Annotated in this window: 18 protein-coding genes; 5 read left to right on the plus strand and 13 right to left on the minus strand. The window is 29.5% G+C overall.

Annotated features, from left to right (window positions below; genetic code table 11):
- Window positions 1-10 precede the first annotated feature (10 nt).
- The 3 genes from FIA58_RS12105 (at window position 11) to FIA58_RS12115 (ending at window position 4,243) form a co-directional block, all read left to right on the plus strand.
- Window positions 11-376, plus strand: a complete 366-nt coding sequence (locus FIA58_RS12105) for a Na(+)-translocating NADH-quinone reductase subunit F (protein ID WP_140962746.1) — start codon at window positions 11-13, stop codon at window positions 374-376.
- Window positions 354-1,367: an FAD:protein FMN transferase gene (locus FIA58_RS12110; protein ID WP_140962747.1), complete on the plus strand. Its 1,014-nt coding sequence runs from the start codon at window positions 354-356 to the stop codon at window positions 1,365-1,367. Before FIA58_RS12105 ends, FIA58_RS12110 begins: the two co-directional genes overlap by 23 nt.
- Before the next feature lie 71 nt (window positions 1,368-1,438).
- Window positions 1,439-4,243 carry a M16 family metallopeptidase gene (locus tag FIA58_RS12115; protein WP_140962748.1) on the plus strand — a complete coding sequence of 935 codons (2,805 nt, stop codon included), beginning with the start codon at window positions 1,439-1,441 and terminating at the stop codon, window positions 4,241-4,243.
- 51 nt (window positions 4,244-4,294) lie between these two features.
- On the opposite strand, the gene FIA58_RS12120 is transcribed toward FIA58_RS12115, so the two are convergent.
- The 4 genes from FIA58_RS12120 to map are packed head-to-tail and all read right to left on the minus strand — an operon-like array spanning window position 4,295 to window position 9,146.
- Window positions 4,295-7,216, minus strand: coding sequence for a DEAD/DEAH box helicase (locus tag FIA58_RS12120; RefSeq protein WP_140962749.1), 2,922 nt, complete (start codon window positions 7,214-7,216; stop codon window positions 4,295-4,297).
- 8 nt (window positions 7,217-7,224) lie between these two features.
- The gene (locus FIA58_RS12125; protein WP_140962750.1) at window positions 7,225-7,995 is read right to left on the minus strand and encodes a class I SAM-dependent methyltransferase; all 771 of its coding nucleotides are present in this window, start codon (window positions 7,993-7,995) and stop codon (window positions 7,225-7,227) included.
- 44 nt (window positions 7,996-8,039) lie between these two features.
- Window positions 8,040-8,291 (minus strand): GxxExxY protein, encoded by a 252-nt coding sequence (locus FIA58_RS12130; protein ID WP_140962751.1) that lies wholly within the window; start codon window positions 8,289-8,291, stop codon window positions 8,040-8,042.
- Window positions 8,292-8,327: 36 nt separating this feature from the next.
- Window positions 8,328-9,146, minus strand: coding sequence for a type I methionyl aminopeptidase (map, locus tag FIA58_RS12135; protein WP_140962752.1), 819 nt, complete (start codon window positions 9,144-9,146; stop codon window positions 8,328-8,330).
- A 181-nt stretch (window positions 9,147-9,327) separates the two neighbouring features.
- On the opposite strand from map, the gene FIA58_RS12140 reads away from it, so the two are divergent.
- Window positions 9,328-10,602 (plus strand): acetyl-CoA hydrolase/transferase family protein, encoded by a 1,275-nt coding sequence (locus FIA58_RS12140; protein ID WP_140962753.1) that lies wholly within the window; start codon window positions 9,328-9,330, stop codon window positions 10,600-10,602.
- Between the two features lie 115 nt (window positions 10,603-10,717).
- A complete protein-coding gene (locus FIA58_RS12145) occupies window positions 10,718-11,059 on the plus strand; it encodes an RNA recognition motif domain-containing protein (RefSeq protein ID WP_140962754.1) in 342 nt (113 codons plus the stop codon).
- Window positions 11,060-11,124: 65 nt separating this feature from the next.
- Here FIA58_RS12145 and FIA58_RS12150 read toward each other — a convergent pair whose 3' ends face one another.
- The 9 genes from FIA58_RS12150 to gpmI all read right to left on the minus strand — a co-directional run bounded on the left by FIA58_RS12150 (window position 11,125) and on the right by gpmI (window position 23,583).
- Window positions 11,125-12,507: a TolC family protein gene (locus FIA58_RS12150; RefSeq protein ID WP_140962755.1), complete on the minus strand. Its 1,383-nt coding sequence runs from the start codon at window positions 12,505-12,507 to the stop codon at window positions 11,125-11,127.
- 6 nt (window positions 12,508-12,513) lie between these two features.
- On the minus strand, window positions 12,514-13,866 hold the full coding sequence (locus FIA58_RS12155; protein ID WP_140962756.1) for an HlyD family secretion protein: 1,353 nt from the start codon (window positions 13,864-13,866) through the stop codon (window positions 12,514-12,516).
- A 16-nt stretch (window positions 13,867-13,882) separates the two neighbouring features.
- On the minus strand, window positions 13,883-15,529 hold the full coding sequence (locus tag FIA58_RS12160) for a peptidase domain-containing ABC transporter (RefSeq protein WP_140962757.1): 1,647 nt from the start codon (window positions 15,527-15,529) through the stop codon (window positions 13,883-13,885).
- Entirely contained in the window at window positions 15,526-16,197 is a 672-nt protein-coding gene (locus tag FIA58_RS12165) for a TetR/AcrR family transcriptional regulator (RefSeq protein WP_140962758.1), read from the minus strand. Before FIA58_RS12165 ends, FIA58_RS12160 begins: the two co-directional genes overlap by 4 nt.
- Before the next feature lie 127 nt (window positions 16,198-16,324).
- Window positions 16,325-19,909: a T9SS type B sorting domain-containing protein gene (locus tag FIA58_RS12170; RefSeq protein WP_140962759.1), complete on the minus strand. Its 3,585-nt coding sequence runs from the start codon at window positions 19,907-19,909 to the stop codon at window positions 16,325-16,327.
- 75 nt (window positions 19,910-19,984) lie between these two features.
- Entirely contained in the window at window positions 19,985-20,617 is a 633-nt protein-coding gene (locus tag FIA58_RS12175) for a thioredoxin family protein (protein ID WP_140962760.1), read from the minus strand.
- 4 nt (window positions 20,618-20,621) lie between these two features.
- The gene (locus FIA58_RS12180; protein ID WP_243754672.1) at window positions 20,622-21,344 is read right to left on the minus strand and encodes a phosphodiester glycosidase family protein; all 723 of its coding nucleotides are present in this window, start codon (window positions 21,342-21,344) and stop codon (window positions 20,622-20,624) included.
- A gap of 1 nt (window position 21,345) precedes the next feature.
- Window positions 21,346-22,065, minus strand: coding sequence for a hypothetical protein (locus FIA58_RS12185; RefSeq protein ID WP_140962762.1), 720 nt, complete (start codon window positions 22,063-22,065; stop codon window positions 21,346-21,348).
- Window positions 22,066-23,583 (minus strand): 2,3-bisphosphoglycerate-independent phosphoglycerate mutase, encoded by a 1,518-nt coding sequence (gene gpmI, locus FIA58_RS12190; protein ID WP_140962763.1) that lies wholly within the window; start codon window positions 23,581-23,583, stop codon window positions 22,066-22,068.
- Between the last annotated feature and the right edge of the window lie 28 nt (window positions 23,584-23,611).

Here is a 23,611-nt window from a genome sequence, read left to right on the forward strand (position 1 = left end):
CTTTTGTATTATGGAAGAACTAACGGAGCAAGAATTGCATCAAATTGCTATGAATCATGTGGGAAAAGATTTAGAAAATAAAGGATTTGAATTCATAGCTATTAATAGTCAACTACGAAAACATCCTCAATTTGTTTGTGTTGATAAAAAAACAAATACTTTACATTTTGTAATGGTTCAAGCTGTTCCATATCCAATAAATCCTGACGAGCCCAATATTTTATTTGTAGAAACTTTCATCAATCACGCAAAATCTAAAAAAGCAAAAGTACTTTTTGCTGGTGTTGGTATTGCTAATGCAGATGATTTTGAAAAACCTGTTAATAAATCATCAGATTATATAATTAATTACAATGGATACAAAACACTTTTATAGCCTTCTCTTTTTTTTTGTACTTACTATCTCGTGTCAAAAAAAGGAGAGCCAATTTTACACAATACAAGGAGAAGCTCAAGGAAGTACTTATAGCATAAAATATATTAGCAGTCAAGAACTGGTTGCCAAAAATCAAATAGATTCGTTGTTGACTAGTTTTGATTTATCGCTATCAACTTACAGAACTGATTCCAAAATATCGAAAATTAATGCAGGTGATTCAACTATCACAGTTGACGATTTTTTTATAAAGACATATGAAGTTTCAAATAAAATTTATAAAGAAACCAATGGCCTTTTTGACCCAACTATTGGTGTTTTAATAAATGCTTACGGGTTTGGTCCTTCAAAGAAACACAATAAGCTTTCTCAAGTTGAAATTGATAGTCTCTTGCAGTTTGTGGGTTTTAATAAAGTGAAATTAAACTCCAACTTGACAATTTCAAAAGAGTATCCAGAAACTTTTTTTGATTTTAATGCCATTGCACAAGGGTATTCTGTCGATGTTGTGGTTGATTATTTAAAGAGTAAAGGAATTGAAAATGGTATCGTTGAAATTGGAGGAGAATTAGTTGGCTTTGGAAAAAATAGTATAGATGATAAAAGTTGGGTAGTAGGAATTGATGATCCTTTACAGAAACCAGATGAGAGAAAGTTAATAGCTACAATTGAACTTGAAAATTTAGGAATGGCTACATCGGGTAATTATAGGAAAGTGATAATTGACTCTCTAACAGGAGAGAAGTTTGTTCATATTATTAATCCTAAAACTGGAAAGAGAGAGAAAAATACAATACTTAGTGTTACGGTTTTAGCTCCAACTTGTGTTTTGGCTGATGGATATGCAACGGCTTTTATGTTAATGCCTTTGGAGGAGGTAAAGCAATTTCTAGAAGTTCATAAAGAGTTAAAAGTAATGTTGTTGTATATGGATGGAAAAAATGAAATGCAACGCTTTACTTCGGGTAATTTTAAAGCATTAATTTTGTGAAAAAGTTAATTAATTTATAATAATTATTCTTTTTCGTTGTTATATTTTAGATTTGAAAAAAATATAACTTCATGAGAAAAATTAAACAATTACTTTGTTTCTTGATTGCAACACCTGCTTTTTTAGTTGCTCAAGAGCTAAAAATGGACAATCCTATTCCAATGGATCCTTCTGTTAAAACAGGAACATTAAAAAATGGATTAACATATTACATTAAGAAAAATGGAAAACCTGAAAACAAGGTTGTTCTAAGATTAATGGTAAATGCAGGTTCAATTCTAGAAACAGATGAGCAACAAGGGTTAGCTCATTTTATGGAACACATGTGTTTTAATGGTACAAAACGATTTCCAAAGAATAAATTAGTGGACTACCTTCAAAGTATTGGTGTGAAATTTGGGCAACATTTAAATGCTTATACTAGTTTTGACGAAACCGTTTATTTTTTGCCAATTCCATCTGATGATAAAGAAAAAGTAGAAAAAGGTTTTCAAATCATAGAAGATTGGGCTTTCAATACGACACTTACTTCAGAAGAAATTGATAAAGAAAGAGGAGTTGTTTTAGAAGAATATCGTCTAGGATTAGGTGCTGATAAAAGAATGATGGGGCGTTATATGCCAAAAATGATGTATAATTCGCATTATGCTAAACGTTTGCCAATAGGTCAAAAAGAAATTCTGGAAAATTTTACTTACGATAAATTAACTAGTTTTTACAAAGACTGGTATCGTCCAAATTTAATGAGTGTTGTTGTTGTAGGTGATATTGATGTAGCTGAAATGGAGAAAAAAATTAAAGAACATTTCTCAAGTTATAAAAATCCAAAAAATGAAAAACCTAGAAAAGTTTTTGATGTACCGAATCATAAAGAAACTTTTGTAGCAATTGAAAGTGATAAGGAAGCTGCTTTTACACAAGTTCAATTACTATATAAAGATGATGTATCACCTAAAAAAGTGATAACAATAGGAGACTATAGAGATGAAATTGTTGAAGGTTTGTTTACTACGATGTTAAACAATAGATTAGAAGAAAAACAAAATTCATCTACACCACCATTTACTTTTGGTTATACGTATCACGGAGGAACATTTGCAAGAACTAAAGAAGCCTTTCAATCTTTTGCTATGGTTGCTCAAGACAAACAATTAGATGCTTTAAAAGTATTAGTAGAGGAAAATGAGAGAGTAAAGAAATTTGGTTTTACTGAAGGTGAGTTAGAAAGAGCAAAATCAGAATTTTTAAACCAAATCGAAAGACAATATAATGAAAGAGATAAGACAGAATCGGATCGATTTGTAGGGGCTTTGCAAAGTAATTTCTTGGAACAAGAGCCTGCTCCAAGTATTGAATGGGAATTTAAAACAATGAAAGCACTTCTTCCTAATATTTCTTTAAAAGAAACAAATGAATTGATTTCAAAGTATATTAAGGAAGAAAATAGAGTGGTTATTTTAACAGGCCCTGAAAAAGAAGGTTTGGTATTGCCAACAGAAAAAGAAGTTCTTGCTGCTATTGAAGTTGATGAGAGTACTTTAAAGCCTTATGAAGATACTGAAATGGCAACTAGTTTATTGAGAAATACACCTAAAAAAGGAAAAGTAGTCAAAACAGAAAAAAATGAAAAATTAGATGTCACTACTTTAACACTTTCAAATGGCGCAAAGGTAATTTATAAGAAAACAGATTTCAAAAATGATGAGATTCAGTTTCAAGCGATGAGTTTTGGTGGAACCAATTTAGTTTCTAACGAAGAGTATTTAAAAGCATCTCTAGCCATGAGCGGTTTAACAGAAGCTGGTTTTTCTGGAATGAACAAAAACGATATTAATAAATTCATGACAGGGAAAATTGTTAGAGTATATCCTTATGTAAGTTCAACATCTGAGGGAATGCAAGGTTCTTCTACACCAAAAGATTTTGAATATTTGATGCAAATGATTCATGCCTATTTCACAGATTTGAATATGGATAAAGAAGCCTTTACTGGTTTTGTAACTAAGCAAAAAGGTTTTATGACTAATTTATTATCGCAACCTGCAACTTATTTCTCTAATGAGTTTTATACTTTTTTAAATAAAGAAAATCCAAGATACAGAGGCTTTCCTAAACCTGAGGATTATGATAATGCGGATTATGAATTGGCTTATAAAATTTTTAAAGAACGTTTTGCTAATGCAGCTGATTTTAATTTTTACTTTATTGGAAATGTAGATGATGCCAAACTGATAGAATATTCAGAATTATATTTAGCTTCTTTGCCTTCTACTAAAGAAAAAGAGAAAATGGTTGATTTAGGATATCGAATGATAAAAGGAGGACATAAAAAAGTAGTTAATAAAGGGAAAGATCCTAAAAGTACTGTAAATATTATGTTTTATGGAGATTGTAAATATGATAGTGATGAGGCTTTTGCTTTAAAAGCTTTGGGAGATGTACTAACAATTAAATTGGTTGAAGAATTAAGAGAAAATGAAAGCGGTGTTTATGGAGTAGGCGCTAGAGGTAGTATGAATAAAGTACCTTACGGAAGTTATTCTTTTTCTATTAGTTTTCCTTGTGGACCAGAAAATGCGGAAACTTTAACTGCTTCGGCTTTAAGAGAGTTAAATAAAATTATAGAAAAAGGTCCAGAGCAAAAAGATGTAGATAAATTCATGGAAGCTGAGAAGTTAGATTACAAAGAAAAAATGAAAGAAAACCGTTATTGGATGACTAATTTAACTCGTGCTTACATGAATGACTCAAATCCTGAAGAAATGTTGAACTATGTAGAGAAAGTAAAACAAATTACTCCAAAAGAAATTCAAGCAGTGGCTAAGAAATACCTTTCTAAAGATAAAGTAATTGGTATGTTAATGCCAGAAGAATAAAATGAAAAATGTAATTCTTATTAAAAAAAATCTCGCTTTTGCGGGATTTTTTTATTCTAAAATATAATCAATACGATTTAAAACTTCTTCTGGTATTGAGTTTTCTATAATACTATCTGAAATGTCTTTTTTAGTTTGTTGTAATTGATTGATTTTTTCTTCAATAGTATCTTTAGCAATGAAACGAATTACATTGACCTGGTTTTCTTGCCCAATGCGATGTGCTCTTCCTATCGCTTGTAATTCTGCAAAAGGATTCCACCAAGGATCTAATAATATCACATAAGAAGCTTTTGTTAAGTTAAGACCAACTCCACCAGCTTTCAATGAAATAAAAAATAATAACTTGGAATCGTCTTTCTGAAAATTATTGACTTGGCTTTCTCTATCTTTTACATTAGTATTTCCTGTTAGTAAACTATAAGGAGTATTATTGGCATCACACCAATCTGTGTAAATTTTTAAATGTGATGTGTAGGAGCTAAACACTAATATTTTTTGTTTTGCTTGTAATAAGGTTTCCACATAAGCCGAAACGTCCGTGAATTTCCCTGAAGGAATTTCTTCTCCTATCATTACTGGATGATTGGCTAATTGTCTCAGTTTTGAAAGAGCATTTAAAATGGATATTTTTGAATTTTGCTCTATCCTATTAATCTGTTTGTCTATTAAATAATTTCTAATTATAGATTTTTCATTTTCATAAAGTTTAGCTTGTTCTTCAGCCATTTCTGAATAAAATATTTGTTCTGAAATTTCGGGTAAATCTTTTGCAACTTCACTTTTTGTTCTTCTTAGCAAATAAGGATTAATCAATGATTTTAACTCTTTTACCTTCTGGGTATCAAATAGTTTTTCAATAGGTTTTTTAAAATGGGATTCAAAAAAAGAATATGTACTCAGTAAATTCGGGTTTATGAATTGCATTTGGCTCCATAGATCACTTAATGAGTTTTCAATAGGTGTTCCACTCAAAGATACTTTATGCTCAGCATTAATAGTATTTATAGCTTTGTAAATCTTAGAATTCCGATTTTTAATTTGCTGACTTTCATCTATAATTAAAAAATTGAAATGCAATATTTTTAATAGATTAATATCCTTTAAAAGAGAACTATAAGATGTGAATACCAAATCCACTTTCTCTAATTTCTTACGTTTTATTTTTCGATCAATACCTGTATAATTTAAACGAGTAAAATGAGGAGCAAATCTTTTTGTTTCATTAAACCAATTATAGGTTAACGAACTAGGAGCAACAACTAAAGCTTTAAGTCTCTTTGTCGTTGTAGGTTGATTGCTACTAAATAAATCTAATGAATCAGTTGATTCTTCTGTTATTATAAAATTATTTTCAAAATGTGTATATACAAAATCTAAGTAAGCTAAAGACTGAATGGTTTTACCTAAGCCCATATCATCTGCCAAACATGATCCTAATCCTAATTGGTAATTTTTAACCAACCAATTAACTCCTTCTTCTTGATAATTTCTTAATGTCGCTTTTATATTTCCTGTAGTTTTGTATGGAATAATTTCTTTATTGAAAGAACTATTTTCAGTTGCAATACCAGTTTCCTCTAAAAGTGTAAACTGATTTTTTTGAATTTGAATGGTGTTATTTTGGGTTTTCCCAAAAGCAGCCAATGACTTATAACGACTGAACCATTCTATTGGAATTAGAAAAAGACTTCCATCTGGTAATTCATAAACCCTATTTCCTGATTTTAAATGAGGAATAATAGTTGAAAAAGGAAATTTAAAAGTGCCAATTTCAATAATCATTTCAACGTCAAACCAATCTTTTTTCTCAATAAAGTTGGATGAAATAGTCGAGTTAAGCGTATTGATTGTTTTGTCATTTAACTGTAAATCAATAGTTATAGAAAGTTCTTTGATCTTTTCTTGAAGATTAATAAGTTCAGTTATGTTGAAATACTCATCGATTTCAGATAAGTTACTGTTAAATGTAGCTAATTTATTATTCAAAAATTCAAAACCGATACTTTCAAGTGTTTTGATAATGTTTTTTTCTACTTTTGAATCTCTTATGGTTTGAAGAACGGTAAATTCATCTAAATCATTATGATTAAGGCTAATGTGTTTTGTTTTTATATCAGTAATAGAAAAAGTATATGCTTCATAAATAAAATGAACTTCTAAAAGGTACACTTCTTTTAAAATAGATAATGTAGGTTTAATTAGGCAACCTTTGCAATTGCTGTCTGTAACAACACTAAACCCTTCCGCTTCTATAGGAACTTTTCTAACAACATTTTTAATGAACTTATTAAAATATTCAATGCTATTTTTATTAGGTATTATAACTTCTTTTTTACTAAGAAAAGGCTTTGTTTTGTTTGCATTTATATGATTAATAGAATATATAGTAGCATCGAAATAAATCCAAGAAGGCTTATCTAGTAAGATTTTAAAATTATGTTCAAAAGGGAATAATTCCTTTTCTTCATTGAAAAGACTTAATCGGTAAATTATGTTTTCAGCTGTTTTTGAAAAATGTAGCCTCGGTTCTAATTCTATATTGGAAAAAGAAACTTGCTGTTTGTGAAAAACATCTTTTTTATTTAGATCAACTGAAAGTGGAATACTTGTTTTTGAAATTATTTTAAAAAAGGATTCTAGAGAAAAATCGATAAAATGGGTGACTACTTTTTTTATTTTGCTATCGCTTAAAAGTAACTCTAAGCTTTTAGCTACTTTATTTTTTATTTTATACTTTGTAAGTATACTTTTTGTATTTAGCTTTTCACAAATGGTAAGCAGTTGTTGTTCATTTGAATCGAGTTCAATTTGAAACTCTTCAATAGTTTTTGAATTAGCTATTTTTGTTATATAGTATAACGTGCTATCACTTTGCTCTACAATGAAAGCATTAGGCAAGTAAGTATCTAAGATGTTGTCATAAGATAAATCAAAAACTAATGCTTGGTTAGCATCTTTTGAAACAGGCATAATTAAAATTATTTATAGCAAACAGGAATGATTTCATCTTTGGCTAAACAGTATTTTTCCACTAAATCATTAGAAATTGTATTAGTATAATCTACCTCTTCAACTTTGAAACCGATACTTCTCAATTTATCAAAATAATCACGCCCATAAACTCTTACATGATCATATTGGCCAAATATTTTAGCACGTTCTTTAGCATCTGTTATAGTGTTATCTGAAAAAGTAGTCGCTCTTGATAAATCTTGCGGAATTTGAAAAATTCCCATTCCACCAAGCTTTAAAATACGATATAATTCTTGCATAGCTTTAGTATCATCAGGAATGTGCTCCAAAACATGATTGCAAAAAACAATATCATATGTATTATCCTTAAAAGGAAGGTTGCAAATATCAGCTTTCACATCTGCTAACGGAGAAAGTAAATCAGTTGTTGTATAATTGATGTTTTTTTGTTTCTTAAACCTTTTGTAAAATTCTTGCTCGGGAGCAAAGTGTAATACATCTAATTGGGTTTCAGAAGTAAAAAAATCAGTCTCATTTTGTAAGTAAAGCCATAATAAACGATGTCTTTCTAATGACAGAGTACTAGGAGAAAGTACATTGTTTCTTTGGTTACCATAACCATAAGGTAGGAACATACTAAAACTTTTCCCATCAATAGGATCGGTAAATTTATTGCCTTTTAAAAAAAAAGCTAGTACAGGACGAACTACAATACTTAAACGGATAAGAATTGGTCTTGGTATGGTATTTAGGATGAATTTGAATATGGATTTCATTAAATTGATTTTACACAGATTTTACTAATTAGCACAGATTATATTTATAGAATAATACATTTGTTTTTTAGATTTGTCTTCTCCAAAATCAGCAGAATATTTTCTTGGTTAAAAAAATCTTTATATTCAATTTTATAAATCTGTTCTCTTTCAAAATGGATATTGTTTATTTTAAATTCATATTCTAATGCATCTTTATAAACTACTCCACTATGACCTTTGCCTAATATTTTAGGAACTTCCATACAAATCCTTATAATTTTATAGGTTTCATCTTTTAAATAAAAACCATCCATAATTAATCTGTGCTAATTAGTAAAATCTGTGTGAAATTATAAAACTAAAGCATTCTGTCTTAGTCCATCTTCTTCATTACTCACAATTCCTAAAGCGTCATAAATATAAGCAAAAGTAGAAAGTAGTTCAGGTTTGCCATCTACAATAGCTACATCGTGTTCAAAATGAGCACTTGGTTTGCCGTCAGCAGTTGTTATGGTCCAGCCATCTTTATGTTGAACTATATTTTTAGTACCCATATTAATCATTGGTTCAATGGCTAAAACCATTCCATTAGCTAATTTTTTTCCACGACCTCTTTTTCCATAATTAGGAACTTCAGGGTCTTCATGCATTTTTCTTCCTAAACCATGACCACATAGTTCACGTACTACTCCATAACCTTGTTTTTCACAATACTGTTGAATAGCAAATCCAATATCTTCTACACGGTTTCCAACTTTAGTAGCACGAATTCCTTCATATAAGGATTCTTTTGTGATTTGTAATAATTTTTTTGTAGCAGCATCTACTTCACCTACTTGAAAAGTATAAGCATGATCTCCATAAAAACCATTTTTATAGGCACCACAATCGACAGAAATGATATCACCTTCTTTTAAAGGAGTTTCATTTGGAATACCATGAACTACTTGAGTATTTGGACTCATGCAAAGTGAATTGGGGAAACCATACATGCCTAAGAAACCAGGTTCTGCATCATGATCACGAATATATTCTTCTGCAATTTTATCTAAATGTAAGGTAGTTACACCAGGTTTTATCTCTTTTGCAATAATTCCTAATGTTTTTGAAACGATTAGCGCACTTTCACGCATTAATTCAATTTCTTCTCTTGTTTTTATAATAATCATAATAATAATTGAATTCAAAAAAACAAAAATACAATTTTAAACGGAATAAAAGGAGTACTAGAAAGCTACTTTTAAAGATAAAGCTGTTATGATTATAAGTTTTTTTAAAATTATTTAGCCGAATGAGATTTATCATATTTTAGTTCTTTGAGACACTGTAAATTTGTACAAAAATCATGGTATGAGTAAATATGTTTCAGCTACGGAAGCTGTTAAAGTAGTAAAATCAGGAGATAGAATATATGTTCAAGCTGCAGCGGCTACACCAACATTGTTAACAAAAGCCTTGGCAGAAAGAGCTTCTGAATTAAAGAATGTAGAAATTTGTCATTTGCATACAGAAGGAGATGCTCCTTATGCAAATCCAGAGTTAGCAAAAAGTTTTCATGTAAATTCTTTTTTTATTGGTAAGAATGTTAGACATACATTAAAAGCAGGAAATGGTTCATATACACCTGTTTTTTTGAGTGAGCTTCCTTTTCTTTTTAAGAAGAAAGTACTAAAATTAGATGTGGTTTTTATCCATGTTTCACCACCAGATAAACATGGGTATTGTTCATTAGGAGTTTCAGTTGAAGCTTCTATTGCAGCTATTGAAAATGCAAAAACGGTGATTGCACAAGTAAATCCACAAATGCCAAGAACCTTTGGTGATGGTGTTCTTCATCTTTCCGAAATAGATTATCTTGTAGATGTTAATTTGCCTATTTATGGACATGAAGTTGTTCCGTTTACAGAAGCTGAGGAGAAAATAGGTGCTTATATTGCTTCTTTAATAGAAGATAAGAGTACCTTACAAATGGGAATAGGTTCAATACCAAATGCAGCCTTATCTAAATTAACGAATCATAAAGATTTAGGATTGCATACTGAAATGTTCTCAGATGGTGTTATTGATTTAATTGAAAAAGAGGTTATAAATTGTAATTATAAAGGAACTTTTACAGGAAGAGCATTGGCTACTTTTTTAATAGGGTCAAAAAAGTTATATGATTTTATTGATGACAATCCATTTATAGAAATGAAAGAATCTTCAATTGTAAATGACACAGCTCGTATTCGGAAAAATCCCAAGATGGTAGCTATTAATTCCGCAATTGAAGTTGATGTTACAGGACAAGTTTGTGCAGATTCTATTGGGGCTAAAATGTATTCAGGTGTTGGTGGTCAAATGGATTTTATACGTGGAGCATCATTAAGTGATGGAGGAAAAGCTATTATTGCTTTGCCGTCAATCACCAAAAAAGGAGAAAGTAGAATTGTACCTTATTTAAAACAAGGAGCAGGAGTTGTTACTACTCGTTCTCATATACATTATATAATTACAGAAAATGGAATTGCAGATTTGTATGGAAAATCATTAAAACAACGCGTAAATGAGTTAGTTAAAATTGCACATCCTATGCATCAAGAATGGATTGATAAAGCCTATTTTGATTTAGCAAATAGTTTGTAAACCAGTATTTTGCCATTTTATACGTTATTTTTGTGTAAACATTTGAAAATAAATAAAATAAAATAAATTTGTATTCATTAAAAGATTACCTTTGTTGTAATTATAATATATATTTATGAACATTTTTGTAGGAAGTCTTCCATTCAGTATTGAGGAAGCAGATTTAAGAGGTTTTTTTGAAGAGTATGGAGCTGTTGATTCAGTTAAAATTATCTCTGACAAATTTACTGGAAGAAGTAAAGGATTTGGATTCGTTGAGATGCCAAATGACGAAGAAGCTCAAAAAGCTATCGACGAGTTAAACGGTGGTACTGTTGAAGGTAGAACTATCGTTGTAAACAAATCTGAACCAAAACCAGAAGGTGAAAGAAGATCTTTCAACCGTAATGGTAATGGTGGAGGAGGAAGAGGAAACTTTTCTAACAACAGAGATAACAATAGAGGTGGTCGTTACTAATTATCTGTAGTGTTATAAAAACAGAATCCCGATTTTTATCGGGATTTTTTTATGTTTGTACTTTTCTACTCTGGATTAGCAACAGTTTTGAATAGTCCTAAAGTGGCATTTAAAAACGAATTTTCAAGAGCAATATTTGTTAATTGAGTGCTTACTAATTTATTTTCTCTTGAATTTATTAAAAATAGGGAACTTTCACCCATTTGAAATAAACGCTCCTCGGCAGCTAGCATTAAATTATAATCATTGACTAATTCGTTATTGATAACTCTTTGTTTTTTATAAGATTCAATTTCTTGTTTTTGAGCTTCTATTTTATTACTGATGTTCTTTCTCTCAAAGTTTAAACTCAATTCAGTATCTTGTACTTTTAGTTTCGCTAATTTTAAATTGGCTCTTTCTTTTCTTAAAAAAATTGGAAACGAAAAATTGACACCTATTTTATAATCTTCAAATCTATAATTGTCAAATGCACTTGGCTCAGAAAGATAATTATAATTGACATTTAATTTAGGTAAAAGACTATTGGCATTTAATTGTCTTTCTATATTTAAAATGTCAATTTTTGATTGTAAAGCATTTAGTTTAGGATGATTTTCTATGTTTACTAAAGAGAAGTCATCAATATTTAAACTCGTTAAAATTGTTTTTTCAATGTTTTTATCAGGAAATAAAGAGTCATCAAGCTCTAAAGGAACATTGCTTTCAGTCCAAATGAAATTAGATAATTCTAGTTTGCTTTTAGTTAATTTTAATTGTGCATTTTCTAAATTAAGTTTTCTTGTTTTTACGGTAATTCCAGCTTCAATACTGTCTATTCCAGCTTTGTCACCTTGTTCTATTAATTTTATAACGCCACCGTATCTAATAGTGGCATTTTTTAAATAATTGTTATATAATTGAACTTCATCATAACTTCTTTTCCAGTTGATATAACTCAAAGCAGCTTCATAAATTATAGTTGTTGCCGCTAAATCTCTTTCAGCTTTATTTAATTTTTGATAGAATTTTGCTTTTCTTAAATCAGACATTCTTTCATTTATCCAAAGACCTTGTCCTATTGGAACACTAATTCCTAATGAAGTTAAACCTCCATTTGGAACTGTGTTTTCAGGATTTACATAAATACCTTCATTATTATCAAAAGCGGCTTTTATTTCAATACCATACCATGTAGGAATTTTAAAGCTTCCATTAAAAAGTGAATAATAATTTTTATCTGTATATTCTTTCTTAGAAAAATCAGCTTCAATTTTAGGATCGAAAGCACCTCTCGCTTTCATTAGTTTAGCTTGTGCTTCAGAAATTTTTAAATCAGCTTGTTTTACTAAAGGATGGTATTTTTTTACGTATCCTAAATACTCTTCGAAAGTAAATTCTTTTGAAGAATTTTGTGAGTAAATGGTACTTCCAAAAAACAATAAGAAAAAAATAATTTGATTCTTCATGCTGTTTTATTTTTTCTCAGATTTAGATTTAGATCCTTCAGGTTGGTAGAAATTAGGTGGAAATCCGTTTAAAGTTCGCCATATTTCAAACCAAATAGGTACATCTTCTAATAATGCTACAGATTGTGTTCCTGCTCCAATACTTAATTGTTCTGGCCATTTTTTATCTTTAGGATCTGGAGCAATTAACACACGATATTTTCCGTTTTCACTAATGAAATTTTCTTTAGCCATAACAATACCTCCAAAAGTCCCATAAGAAGCACCTGGCCAACCGCTAAAAACTATTGTAGGCCAACCGTCAAACCATACTCTTATTTTGGCACCTTTGTTAATTAAAGGAAAATCAACAGGGTCAATATAGGTTTCTACAGCTATTTCAAAATTGGAAGGCATAATGCTAACGATTGATGTGCCTTCTTTTATCGTTTCTCCAATTCCAGATTGAATGGCTCTATTGATGTACCCATCTTGTGGAGCTGTTATATAATATAATCCATTCCTTATTTGATAATTAGCATATTGGTTTTTTAATTTATTTACCTGAGCTTCAGTATTATATTGCGTGCTCAAAGCGGTTTGTTTGTCGCTACTTGCTTTGGCACTTTTTTCGGCATATTCTGCTGAGATACGATTTAACTCCATTGTAGCATTCAGGATTTCATTTTGGCTTGCTAAATATTTATTTTCTTGTGTAATTATTTTGGCTTGCATTTCTTGTAATTTTACTTTTTTCTCTTCTACGTCCGTTAAAGGTTTCAGACCTTCGTTATTTAAATTAACAGCACGATTGAATTGTGTTTCTGCAATTTTTAATTGTGTTTTTATAGCCTGTAAATCAATACTGTCACTTTTTACTTTTAAGTAGGCTTGTTTTAGTTTATTTTGTGCTTGCTTGTACTTTAAGTTTTTTTCGTTTTCAATAGCACCCATTTGAGACTCTAAGGCTCTAACTTTTGAGGCATACGAAGTAACTGCATTCTCTTTGGCTTTTACTTGATTTCCAGTGTTTTCAACTAAATTAGGATCTAAATAATTTTCTTTGATTTCAGATATGAATAAAATAGTATCACCTTTTTTTACGAAATCACCTTCATTTACAAACCATTTTTCTATTCGTCCTGCAATGGCAGATTGAATTTTTTGAGGCCTTTGGTTTGGTTTTAATGTGGTTACAAAGCCAGAGCCAGAAATGTTTTGTGTCCATGGTAGAAAAAGAAAAATAAGCACTAAAATAGCCATAGCTCCAATTAGTCTTTTTATAAAAAGATATCCTTTGTTTTCTGCAAAAACTATATTTGATTTGTATTTTGATAAATCTATTGAATCATCAACTCTGTTTTTTGTTATGTTTAGCATTGTATGAAATTAAGAGTTAAACAATTTGACCATTTTTTAAAGTAATTGTGGATGAAGCATGTTTTTCCCAATTATCATTTCCAGCTGAAACTACTAGTGTCCAAGGGTTGTTTTTATCCATTAAAAACTCAATTATTTTTACAGACTGTTTTGCATCAATTTTATTTATTGGATCTTCTAATAATATAATTTCCGGTTTTGATAAGATGCATCTAGTAAGAATTATTTTTTGAACAACAGAGGCGTTAATTTGTTTTCCACCTGGAAATAAAGGTGTATCTAAACCTAAAGGTAATGTTTTTATGAAATCTATTAATTGCATTTTTTCTAAAGCATGATTAATTTCATTCATTGTAATATTTTTATTTTGGCATGTAATGTTGTCTAATATAGAGCCTTCAAATGTAGAGTCGTCTCTCGTAATTAAGCCTATTTTTGACCTATAGTTGCTAATGTTTATTTTATTGATATTAATATTGTTTATAAATAAAATACCAGAGCTAGGTTCCACAATTTTTGCTAATAATCGAATTAAAGTGCTTTTTCCAGAACCATTTTCTCCTTTTATTACAAGTCTTTCTTTTGGTCTTATTATTAAATTGATTCGATTTAAAATTGGAGTTTCACTTTCTGGATATTTATAGGTTATATTTTTTGCCTCTAATGTTATGGCTTCATTATCAATTAAAAAATTTTGAAGCTTGTCTTCTTTTTCTACTTCTAAGTCAGCTACAGCTCCTAGTTTTTCTAATGAGGTTAATACATCATAGAATAGTTCTAAACCGCTAAATAGTTTTTCTACTGCTGTAATTATAGTTAAAATAATAATTTCAGCTGCAACAAATTGACCAATATTCATTTGTTCGCTTAAAACCAAAATACCACCAATTATTAATAGTCCAGCTGTAATAATGGTTTTAAAACCTACTAATTGAATAAATTGTCTTTTTAATATTTTAAAATGTTTTTCTCTATAGTTTAAATAATCACTTACAAGATTGTCGTTTTTTTCAAGTGAAAATTCAAATAAATTTTGATTTTTAAAACTCAAATGGTTTCTTGCTATTTCTTGGATCCAATGCGCTACTTTATATTTGTATTTTGATTCTTTTAAACTAGTATCCAACCCAGTTTTAAAATTGGCTTTAAAAATAATGTACAATAACCCTAAAAGAATAATTCCAAAAAGTATAAAGAAAGGATGATATAAAGAAAGTAGAATCATTCCAAACACAATTTGTAAAATAGCTGTTGAGATATCTAATAATAATTTTGAAAATCCTTTTTGTACAGATAAGGTATCAAAAAAGCGATTAGCTAATTCTGGAGGATATTGATTGTATAATTGATTAAATTTAATTTTCGGAAAACGATAAGCAAAATCAAATGAAGAACGGACAAATATTTTTTGCTGTAAATTCTCCGTAATTCGGTATTGCATTATTTTGAAGACACCAACTAAAATTACACCAATTACCACAACAATTACTAAAATCCCCCAAGAAGTTGATACTTTTCCTGCTTGAATGAAATTAACGATGGATTGAATTCCTAATGGCAGTGTTAAACTGATTAGTCCACCAAATATAGAATACAAGAATATTTGATAGATGTCTTTTTTATCTATCAGAATTAAATTTTTAAAACGCTCTAATGGAGTCATAACAATGTTTTTTTAATTAAATCGATATAAAAATCAGAAATGGAATTTGATTCAGATAAATTGGTAATGGTTTTGAAATGTTCTTTTAAATAATGTTGATGGAGAGAGCCTTCCACAATTGATGAGGCTAACGTTTTAGCATACTTATAATTTGGATTAACATCTTCAATCATCAAAGTAATTCTATTTATAATGCTTTTATAAACTAAAAAGAAACCTTTCTTGTTTTCTTCATCTACTTCTTTTGTTAAAAATGTTTTAGTAAACTCGCAAATAATAATTTTGTTCAAAATAGATTCGTCTATATGTCTAATAGAAACATCTTCTTTAATTTCTTCTGTAACTATTATAATCGCTTTTGATAATTTTTCAAGAGGATTAGAAATGTTATTAGTCTCAAATACTAGTTTGTATTGTATCCAAGACCAATACCATGATGATAAATAAAGTAACAATTTGTGTTTGCTTTCAAAATATCTATAAATTGAACTCTCATTAGATTGGATTCTTTCTCCTAGTTTCTTAAAAGTAAAAGCTTCAAAACCAATTTCATGAATTAAAATAATGCTGTTTTCTATGATTTTTTTTCCTAAATCGGATGTTTCAGGATTTTTTACATATAATTTTTCATTAACACTAATAGTTAGATTTGCAAGTAAATTATCCATAATTAAAATTTATACTTACAAATATAATAGTATTACTATCAATTACAGAAAGTTTAACTTTTAATTTAGAATTGATTAAAAAAAAATCCCAAATGCATCAGAATCCGGGATTTTTTATATGTAACTTTTATCTTTTTAAAGTAAAATGACTCTTGTATTCTTTAGTGATATTGTCTTTTGTATAGATGAGTTTAAACCAGTAGTCATCAGAAGGAAGCTGTTTACCATTAAACGTACCATCCCAACCTATGCTGTCAGGAGCAATTTGTTTTAACAATTTCCCGTACCTATCAAAGATGTAAATAGTAACCACTTCTAGGGCTTCACTTCCTTTAATATTCCAAGTGTCATTAAATCCGTCTCCATTTGGTGTAAAGAAACTAGGAAAGTCTGCGATGATAAAACTTGTACTAACCTCTCCGCAACCAAACTTGTTTCTTGCGTTAAGAATGTATTGTCCTGGTAATACATTTGTAAAAAGTGGACTTTCTTGCCAATAGATACCATCAATACTATATAAATAATCGTTTGAAAGAGGTAATGCGCTTCCTGTTATAGTATTATCAATACCGAAAGCAATTAATTCAGAAGGGTTACTTGAAACTGAATTAGGAACTAAGGAGTTTTCAGTTGTGAAATTAAAAACACTAGAACAAATTGCTACATTAGAAACATTGGTAACAAAAACTGAATATTCCCCAGCTGTTGAAGTAATAAATGAATTGCTATTTTGGCCATTAATTTCATTTCCAGCAATGGCATTATAACCAGTGAACCAAACAAAAGTATAATCTGTAGTATTTAATAATGTTTTTATTTCTACAGGTGTAATAGTATTTGTTTCTTGGTCAACACAAATAATATAAGCTGTATTTGATAAATGATTTTCTGGGTATGGTCTAACGTATAAATCTAATTCTAAAATTCTAAAGCATGCAATATTAGTTTCACTATCTCTGTTTGTTTTACTATTTAATCGGACATATATGGTTTGTAAAGAAGCTATTGTATTGGTAAATTGAGTTGGATTAGAAATATAATTAGTATTGTTATTTAAAGCATCATTTAAATCAATATAATATCTATATGAAATATCTGTAACTGGTGTTGCTCCTGCCATTTCAGTTTCACTTGTAGTGATATCAAATACTTCAAATCCAGAATCATTACATGTTTCTAAAGGAGATGGATTGCTTAAAGCTCCTGGTTGTGTTAAAACTTCTAAATCAAGTGTAGTTGTTGCGTTACAATTATTATTTGATAGATCTACAACGTTTATATAAATTGTAGTTGTAGTGCTTGTATAGTTTGTAGGATTTGCTATACTATTTCCATTATTTAAATCAGTAAGTGTTTCGTAAAAACTAACTTGATAATTGGTGTTTCCATCAGTGATATCATTTATCCTTACTTCTAAATCAAATTCAGTAGTTCCATCGCCACAATGTTTAATAGGGTTAGGTTGTGTTATTGTTGGATTTGGAAATACATTTAAATCAAAATTTATAATAGAAATACATTGTGTTACTGTGTCAAATAGTCTAATGTAATAGGTTTTTGTTCCTAATGTTAATGGGAGAACAGTATTTTTATTTATTGGACTAGTATTAGAAACAGCATTATTAAAAGATTCAAAATAAGAAGTAACTACACTAGGATTTTGTCCAGTTAAGGCTTCTGCATCTTTAGTGTTTAATAAAAAAGAATCTAGAAGACATATGTTTGCATTATTCATTACTGTTTGTAATGGTGGATTGTTTACTGTTACATTAAATGTACCTACACTTTGACAACTTGCGGTGGTAGCCGATATAATTCTTGCGTAAATTGTAGTCACGCCAACAGGGATTTGACTAGTATTGGTTAAACCATTTAAACCAGTAGAAGCGTCTGAAGTGTTATCGTGAAATGATATTATAACATTAGATGAAGGAAAGTAGGTGTTTTTTATAAGTATGCGTTGCATATCAAAATTAACAAAACCATAAGTTTCATTAACTTCTGGACATACTGGAGTTGTATCTGGATAGTTGGATAAGTTTGTTGGGTTAACTTGTAAATTAATAATGGAAGTTCCTAACGACGTACAATTTGGCGTTGTATTTTCATTAACTGCTTTTACATAAATGCTTTGATTAAAAGGAGAAGAAGTATTTATATAATTGGTTGGATTGTTTATAGGAGTTGTTAAACCAATGTCTTCATAGTAATATAAAGTTAGTCCGGGTGTAGTATTGGTAATTACATCATACAGGCTAGTTAGATTTATTTCAGCTACTCCATCTAATGTGGAGGGAATATAATCACATTGTTCGAAAAGAATAGGAGTAGTGTTTATAACTGGAAGAGCATTTAATGTTACTGATATTGTGTTTGATCTATTAATACAAATTCCTTGTTCTGTTGTAACTAAGTAATAGGTTGATGTTGTATTTACAGCTTGATTAGATGAGTTTACAGTGTAGCTTGCAGTTGTTATCCCAGTTGAATTTCCATCTTTAAACCATTCATAAGTCGCATTACTATTAATTGAACTATTTGCATTATTAGAAGTTATGGTGTAACTATCACCTTCACAAATAGTTTGATTATCTTGAATAGTAATATTTGGATTTGCGATAATTCGTATAGTATTGGACTGAATATCATTACAAGAATTATTTGAAACTACTACATGGTAATCACCAGGTTGAGTAGGTGTAAAACTTGAGTTTGTTTGTCCTGAGATTGGATTTGTGTTTAAATACCATTGGTAACTTAAAACATCAACTATTGGGTTTAAGAGTGCTGTGTTTACAACTGTTGTGTTTAAAATAGGAGAGGTATTTAAACAAACTGAATTAGAGTTCTGAATGGAAATATCAGGAATGACATGAAAATTTAAATCAATACTTATATCACTGTCTTGGACAACACCTGGATTGGTAATGTCATAAGCAGTAGTTTCGACTCGATAAGTTCCTGTTTCGTTTACGTTTATTGTGTTAGTAGAAGAATTTGAATCAACTACAGGCGTTCCAATTTGCACACCGTCTTTGTACCATGTATAGCTAAATCTTAAATTTGATGCAGAACCGCTAAAGTTAGTAACATCTATGGTAGCTGTTAAATCTTTTGAAGCTGGTTTGCAATAATCGGTTTGCGTTATGTCACTTCCATCTGTATTTGTGATTTTTGTTAAAGACAAAAAATCACAATTAGTAGAACCACTTCCACCAGGTAGTTGAGTCACGGTAATGTTTCCAGGAACATTAGAGTAATTATCAATTAGCATTACATATAATTCTCCAGAAACTCCATTAGGAATATTTATATTTTCAATACTTGCACTAGACCAACTACAATCTACTTCAGTTGAAGTGTTTAATTGACTGCAAATGTTAGTCAGGTTATTAAAAGGCCCCCAAAGTACAAAATCAACATCGGTACCATTTCCTGATAGATTAGTTTGACTAATTTGTAAGTTTAAAGACCCTGAATTTTGAATTCGAATAAAGAACCAAGTGGGTCCATGAAGAGGTTCACCGATACATGAAGTGTTAAAGTTCTCGCCATTTTGACCAACTGAATTAGAAAAAGGAATGTTGGTAGCACATGACTGATAAGCTTCTGGGTTTGCTGCCAATTCAGCACAGGAAGAAGCTCCTCCTTGACTAAAAATTGAAAAGCTAAATAATAAACTGAATATCAGTGTGAATTGTAATGATTTCATAGCAATAATAATCTTGGCCACAAAAGTATAAAAAACGAACTGTTATTCTTTAAGAAACTTATATTTAACAGCTATTTACTCTGCATAAATATTTTTATAAGGTTTTTTAGAAAGAATAGTAAGCATGTCTAGTTCTAAATTCCCTATTGGAGACTCTACAATTCTATTTATTTCTTTTCCATCTTTGTAAAAAATGAAAGTTGGAACATTAGTTATATCCAAATCTTTTTCAAATAGTTCTGGAGTAGTTTTGTCCCTTTTCATTGTTATTAAATTTATCTTCTTTTCAGGAAAATTAATTTCATTAAGAATTTTATAAAATTTAGGTATTTGATTTTGACTGTCTTCACACCAAGTTCCCATGAAAATGGTTATAGAATAATCTAAAGGTAGTTTTTTTATATCATTAATAGTTTCTTTGTTAGGTTGGTAACTGTTATAACCGCTTTCAAACCAATCTCTAAAAGGATCTTGCTGTAAGTCAGATTTTTTTGTTAAACCAACAAGAATGCCATCAGTAATTTCTTTCTGTTGTTTTTTCTTTGTAAAGTTGAAACCAATTGTAAGGTTCCCATCTTTTCCATCTTCACCATTTTTTCCATTTACACCTTCTTTTCCTGGTTCTCCTGACTTTCCATCTTCACCTTTTGTATGTGATGAACAACTTATTAATAAAGCAAGAATACCAATAATACTAAATTTTTTCATAATCTTATTTATTATTTGTGACTCCTATAAGTACTCCAAAATTTCCATCAGTTTGTATCCAATTTTCTTCAGGAAGATAGGTTCGGGATACATAACCATCTAAATATAAAGCATTTTTACAACCTAATTGTTTGAAATAGGTAGCAAAATCATAAAAATTAATTTCTTTTTTAGACATTACAAATACTAAATTACCATTATCTAATACACTAACACCATTTCTAATATTTAAATTTTTTGAACCTTCTTTAAAAGCAGGATGAATTTTGTTCTCAATAACAAGCATAGGACCAGATTGAGTAGCAAATTTTATATTTTTATTAACTGCAAATTTTTCAGTTGTGCAAATGATTCCTTCATTCTCATTGGTAATATAAAAGATCCCATTTGGTTTTAGATAAAAATTACCTTTCCCATTATTTGTATCTAATTGATTTTTGATTTCAAAATTTTCAATATATAAGCCTTGAGGAGAAAGGTCTTTTTTATACATGCCACCATTTGTAGCAAATGCTAATTCGTAGTCATTATTTTTAAGCCAGTTTTTTAAATTTTCAATACTTCTGAAATTAATGTTATTTTCATCTTTCCAATAGAACTTTACTTTTTTTTCATTTAAATTTACGATGTAAGTAATGAACCTTATGTCTTCATTAAAGTTTTTAAACAATATGAAACTACTCGAAAGTAGTAATAAACCAATTAGTATTAAAAATATTTTTTTCAACTTACGGGATGTCATTAAATAAGTTCATAGCTATTAGTTTGTTTTCTTTAAAAATCATTTCAATTCTATGTCCAAAACTATTTTTAGCTATTATTTTATTATTATTTAAGGTGATTTCTTCAGTATATTCTTTTAGATACTCATCACCATAATATTCCCATTTTAAAATTTCAAAATCATCTTTTTTATCTTGAATATCAGGTTCCTTATAAATAGATTGAGCAAATTCTTTAGAGATGCCTAATTTTACTTTCTTATTGGATTCAAAAAAAGAAACATCAAGTTCTGTTGCTTTTTCAATAAAACTATATAAAAATTTCTTTTTTTCTTCTAAAGGAGCCAAATCACCATTTTTTCTATTAAAATGAATATAACTTAAAATACTATCATTTATATTCCCAACATCAAAAAGAAGTATGTTTATCTTATGAAAATCTGTGTAGAGATTGTAAATTAATATTTGACTTGAGTTTTTACTTTTAAACCAAACCTGATCAAAAGCAATTAGATTATTGTTTTCTAATACAGTAGGTTCTTTTCTTATTACTTCTTTACTTACTGGAAAATCATCAACGACAAATGTTTTAACATTATCGAGATTGTTGGTTGTTGAAATTTCATGCTTATGTATTTCATTTGTAATTTTAAAAGCATCAGTGTTTTCTTTTTTACAAGAAAAATAAATAAATGTTATCCCAACTATTAGTAAGTGTTTCCTCATTTATAACAAAGATTTACAACTCATTGCCTTTGGTTGTTCAATGCCTATTAATTCTAAAATAGTAGGAGCTAAGTCTCCTAAAACTCCATCATGTATTGTTTTTAATTCTTTGTCAATTAAAATTAAAGGAACTGGATTTGTAGTATGAGCTGTATTTGGACTTCCATCTGGATTTATCATTGTTTCGCAGTTACCGTGATCAGCAATTAAAAGTGTAGTGTAGCCATTTTCCAATGCCGTTTCTACCACTTCTTTTACACAAATATCAACGGCTTCACAAGCTTTTATTGCTGCTTCCATAACTCCTGTATGTCCTACCATGTCTCCATTAGCAAAATTTAAACATACAAAATCTACGTCTCCTTTTTTTAGTTCTGGTACTAAAGCATCTTTTAATTCGAATGCACTCATTTCTGGTTGTAAATCATATGTAGCTACTTTTGGAGAGTTTTTTAAAATTCGACTTTCACCTACAAAAGGTTCTTCTCTTCCTCCTGAGAAAAAGAAAGTTACGTGAGGATACTTCTCTGTTTCTGCGATACGAATTTGTTTTTTACCTGCTTTTTCTAAAACTTCTCCTAAAGTTTCTGTAATATTATCTTTGTCATAAATAACATGAACATTTTTATAAGTTTCGTCATAATTTGTCATGGTAACATAATACAAATTTAATTTATGCATGTTTTGTTCATGAAAATCTTTTTGTGATAAAGCTTCTGTTAATTCTCGACCTCTATCGGTTCTGAAATTGAAGAAAATAACAACATCATCATTTTTTATAGTTGAAATTGGGTTTTCATTTTCATCTGTTATAATGATGGGTTTAATGAATTCATCAGTTACATTATTGGCATAACTTTCTAAAACGCTAAGTGATCCTTTTTTTGATTTTGTTCCAATGCCATTAACCACTAAATCATAAGCTAATTTTACTCGTTCCCAGCGCTTGTCTCTATCCATTGCATAATATCTACCTATGATAGATGCTAATTTAGCATTCGTGTTTGCTAGATAACCTTCTAAGTCTTCAATGTATTTTGCTCCAGATTTTGGATCAACATCTCTTCCATCAGTAAAAGCATGAACAAACATGTTTTGAATACCATTTTCTTGTGCAACATCGATTAGACCTCTTAAGTGAGAAGTGTGACTATGAACTCCACCATCAGAAACTAAGCCAAGAAAATGAACCGCTTTATTATTCTTTTTTGCATAATTAAAAGCATCCATCAATGGTTTTTCCTGATTCATTGTTTTATTGGCCACAGCCAAATTAATCTTTGCTAAATCTTGATAAACAATTCGACCAGCTCCAAGATTCATATGTCCTACTTCGCTATTTCCCATTTGTCCTTCAGGTAAACCTACGTTTAAACCATCAGTTCGAAGTTGTGCATTCGGGTATTTAGTATATAAACTATCTATAAAAGGAGTGTTTGCATTATCAATAGCGGAAACTTTTGGATCAGGAGATTTACCCCAACCGTCTAATATCATTAAAATTACTTTCTTATTCATCGTGATGTGTTTCTACAAATATAACTAT

It is taken from the genome of Flavobacterium jejuense, assembly GCF_006491595.2.
In the GTDB taxonomy this organism is placed as follows: Bacteria; Bacteroidota; Bacteroidia; order Flavobacteriales; family Flavobacteriaceae; genus Flavobacterium; species Flavobacterium jejuense.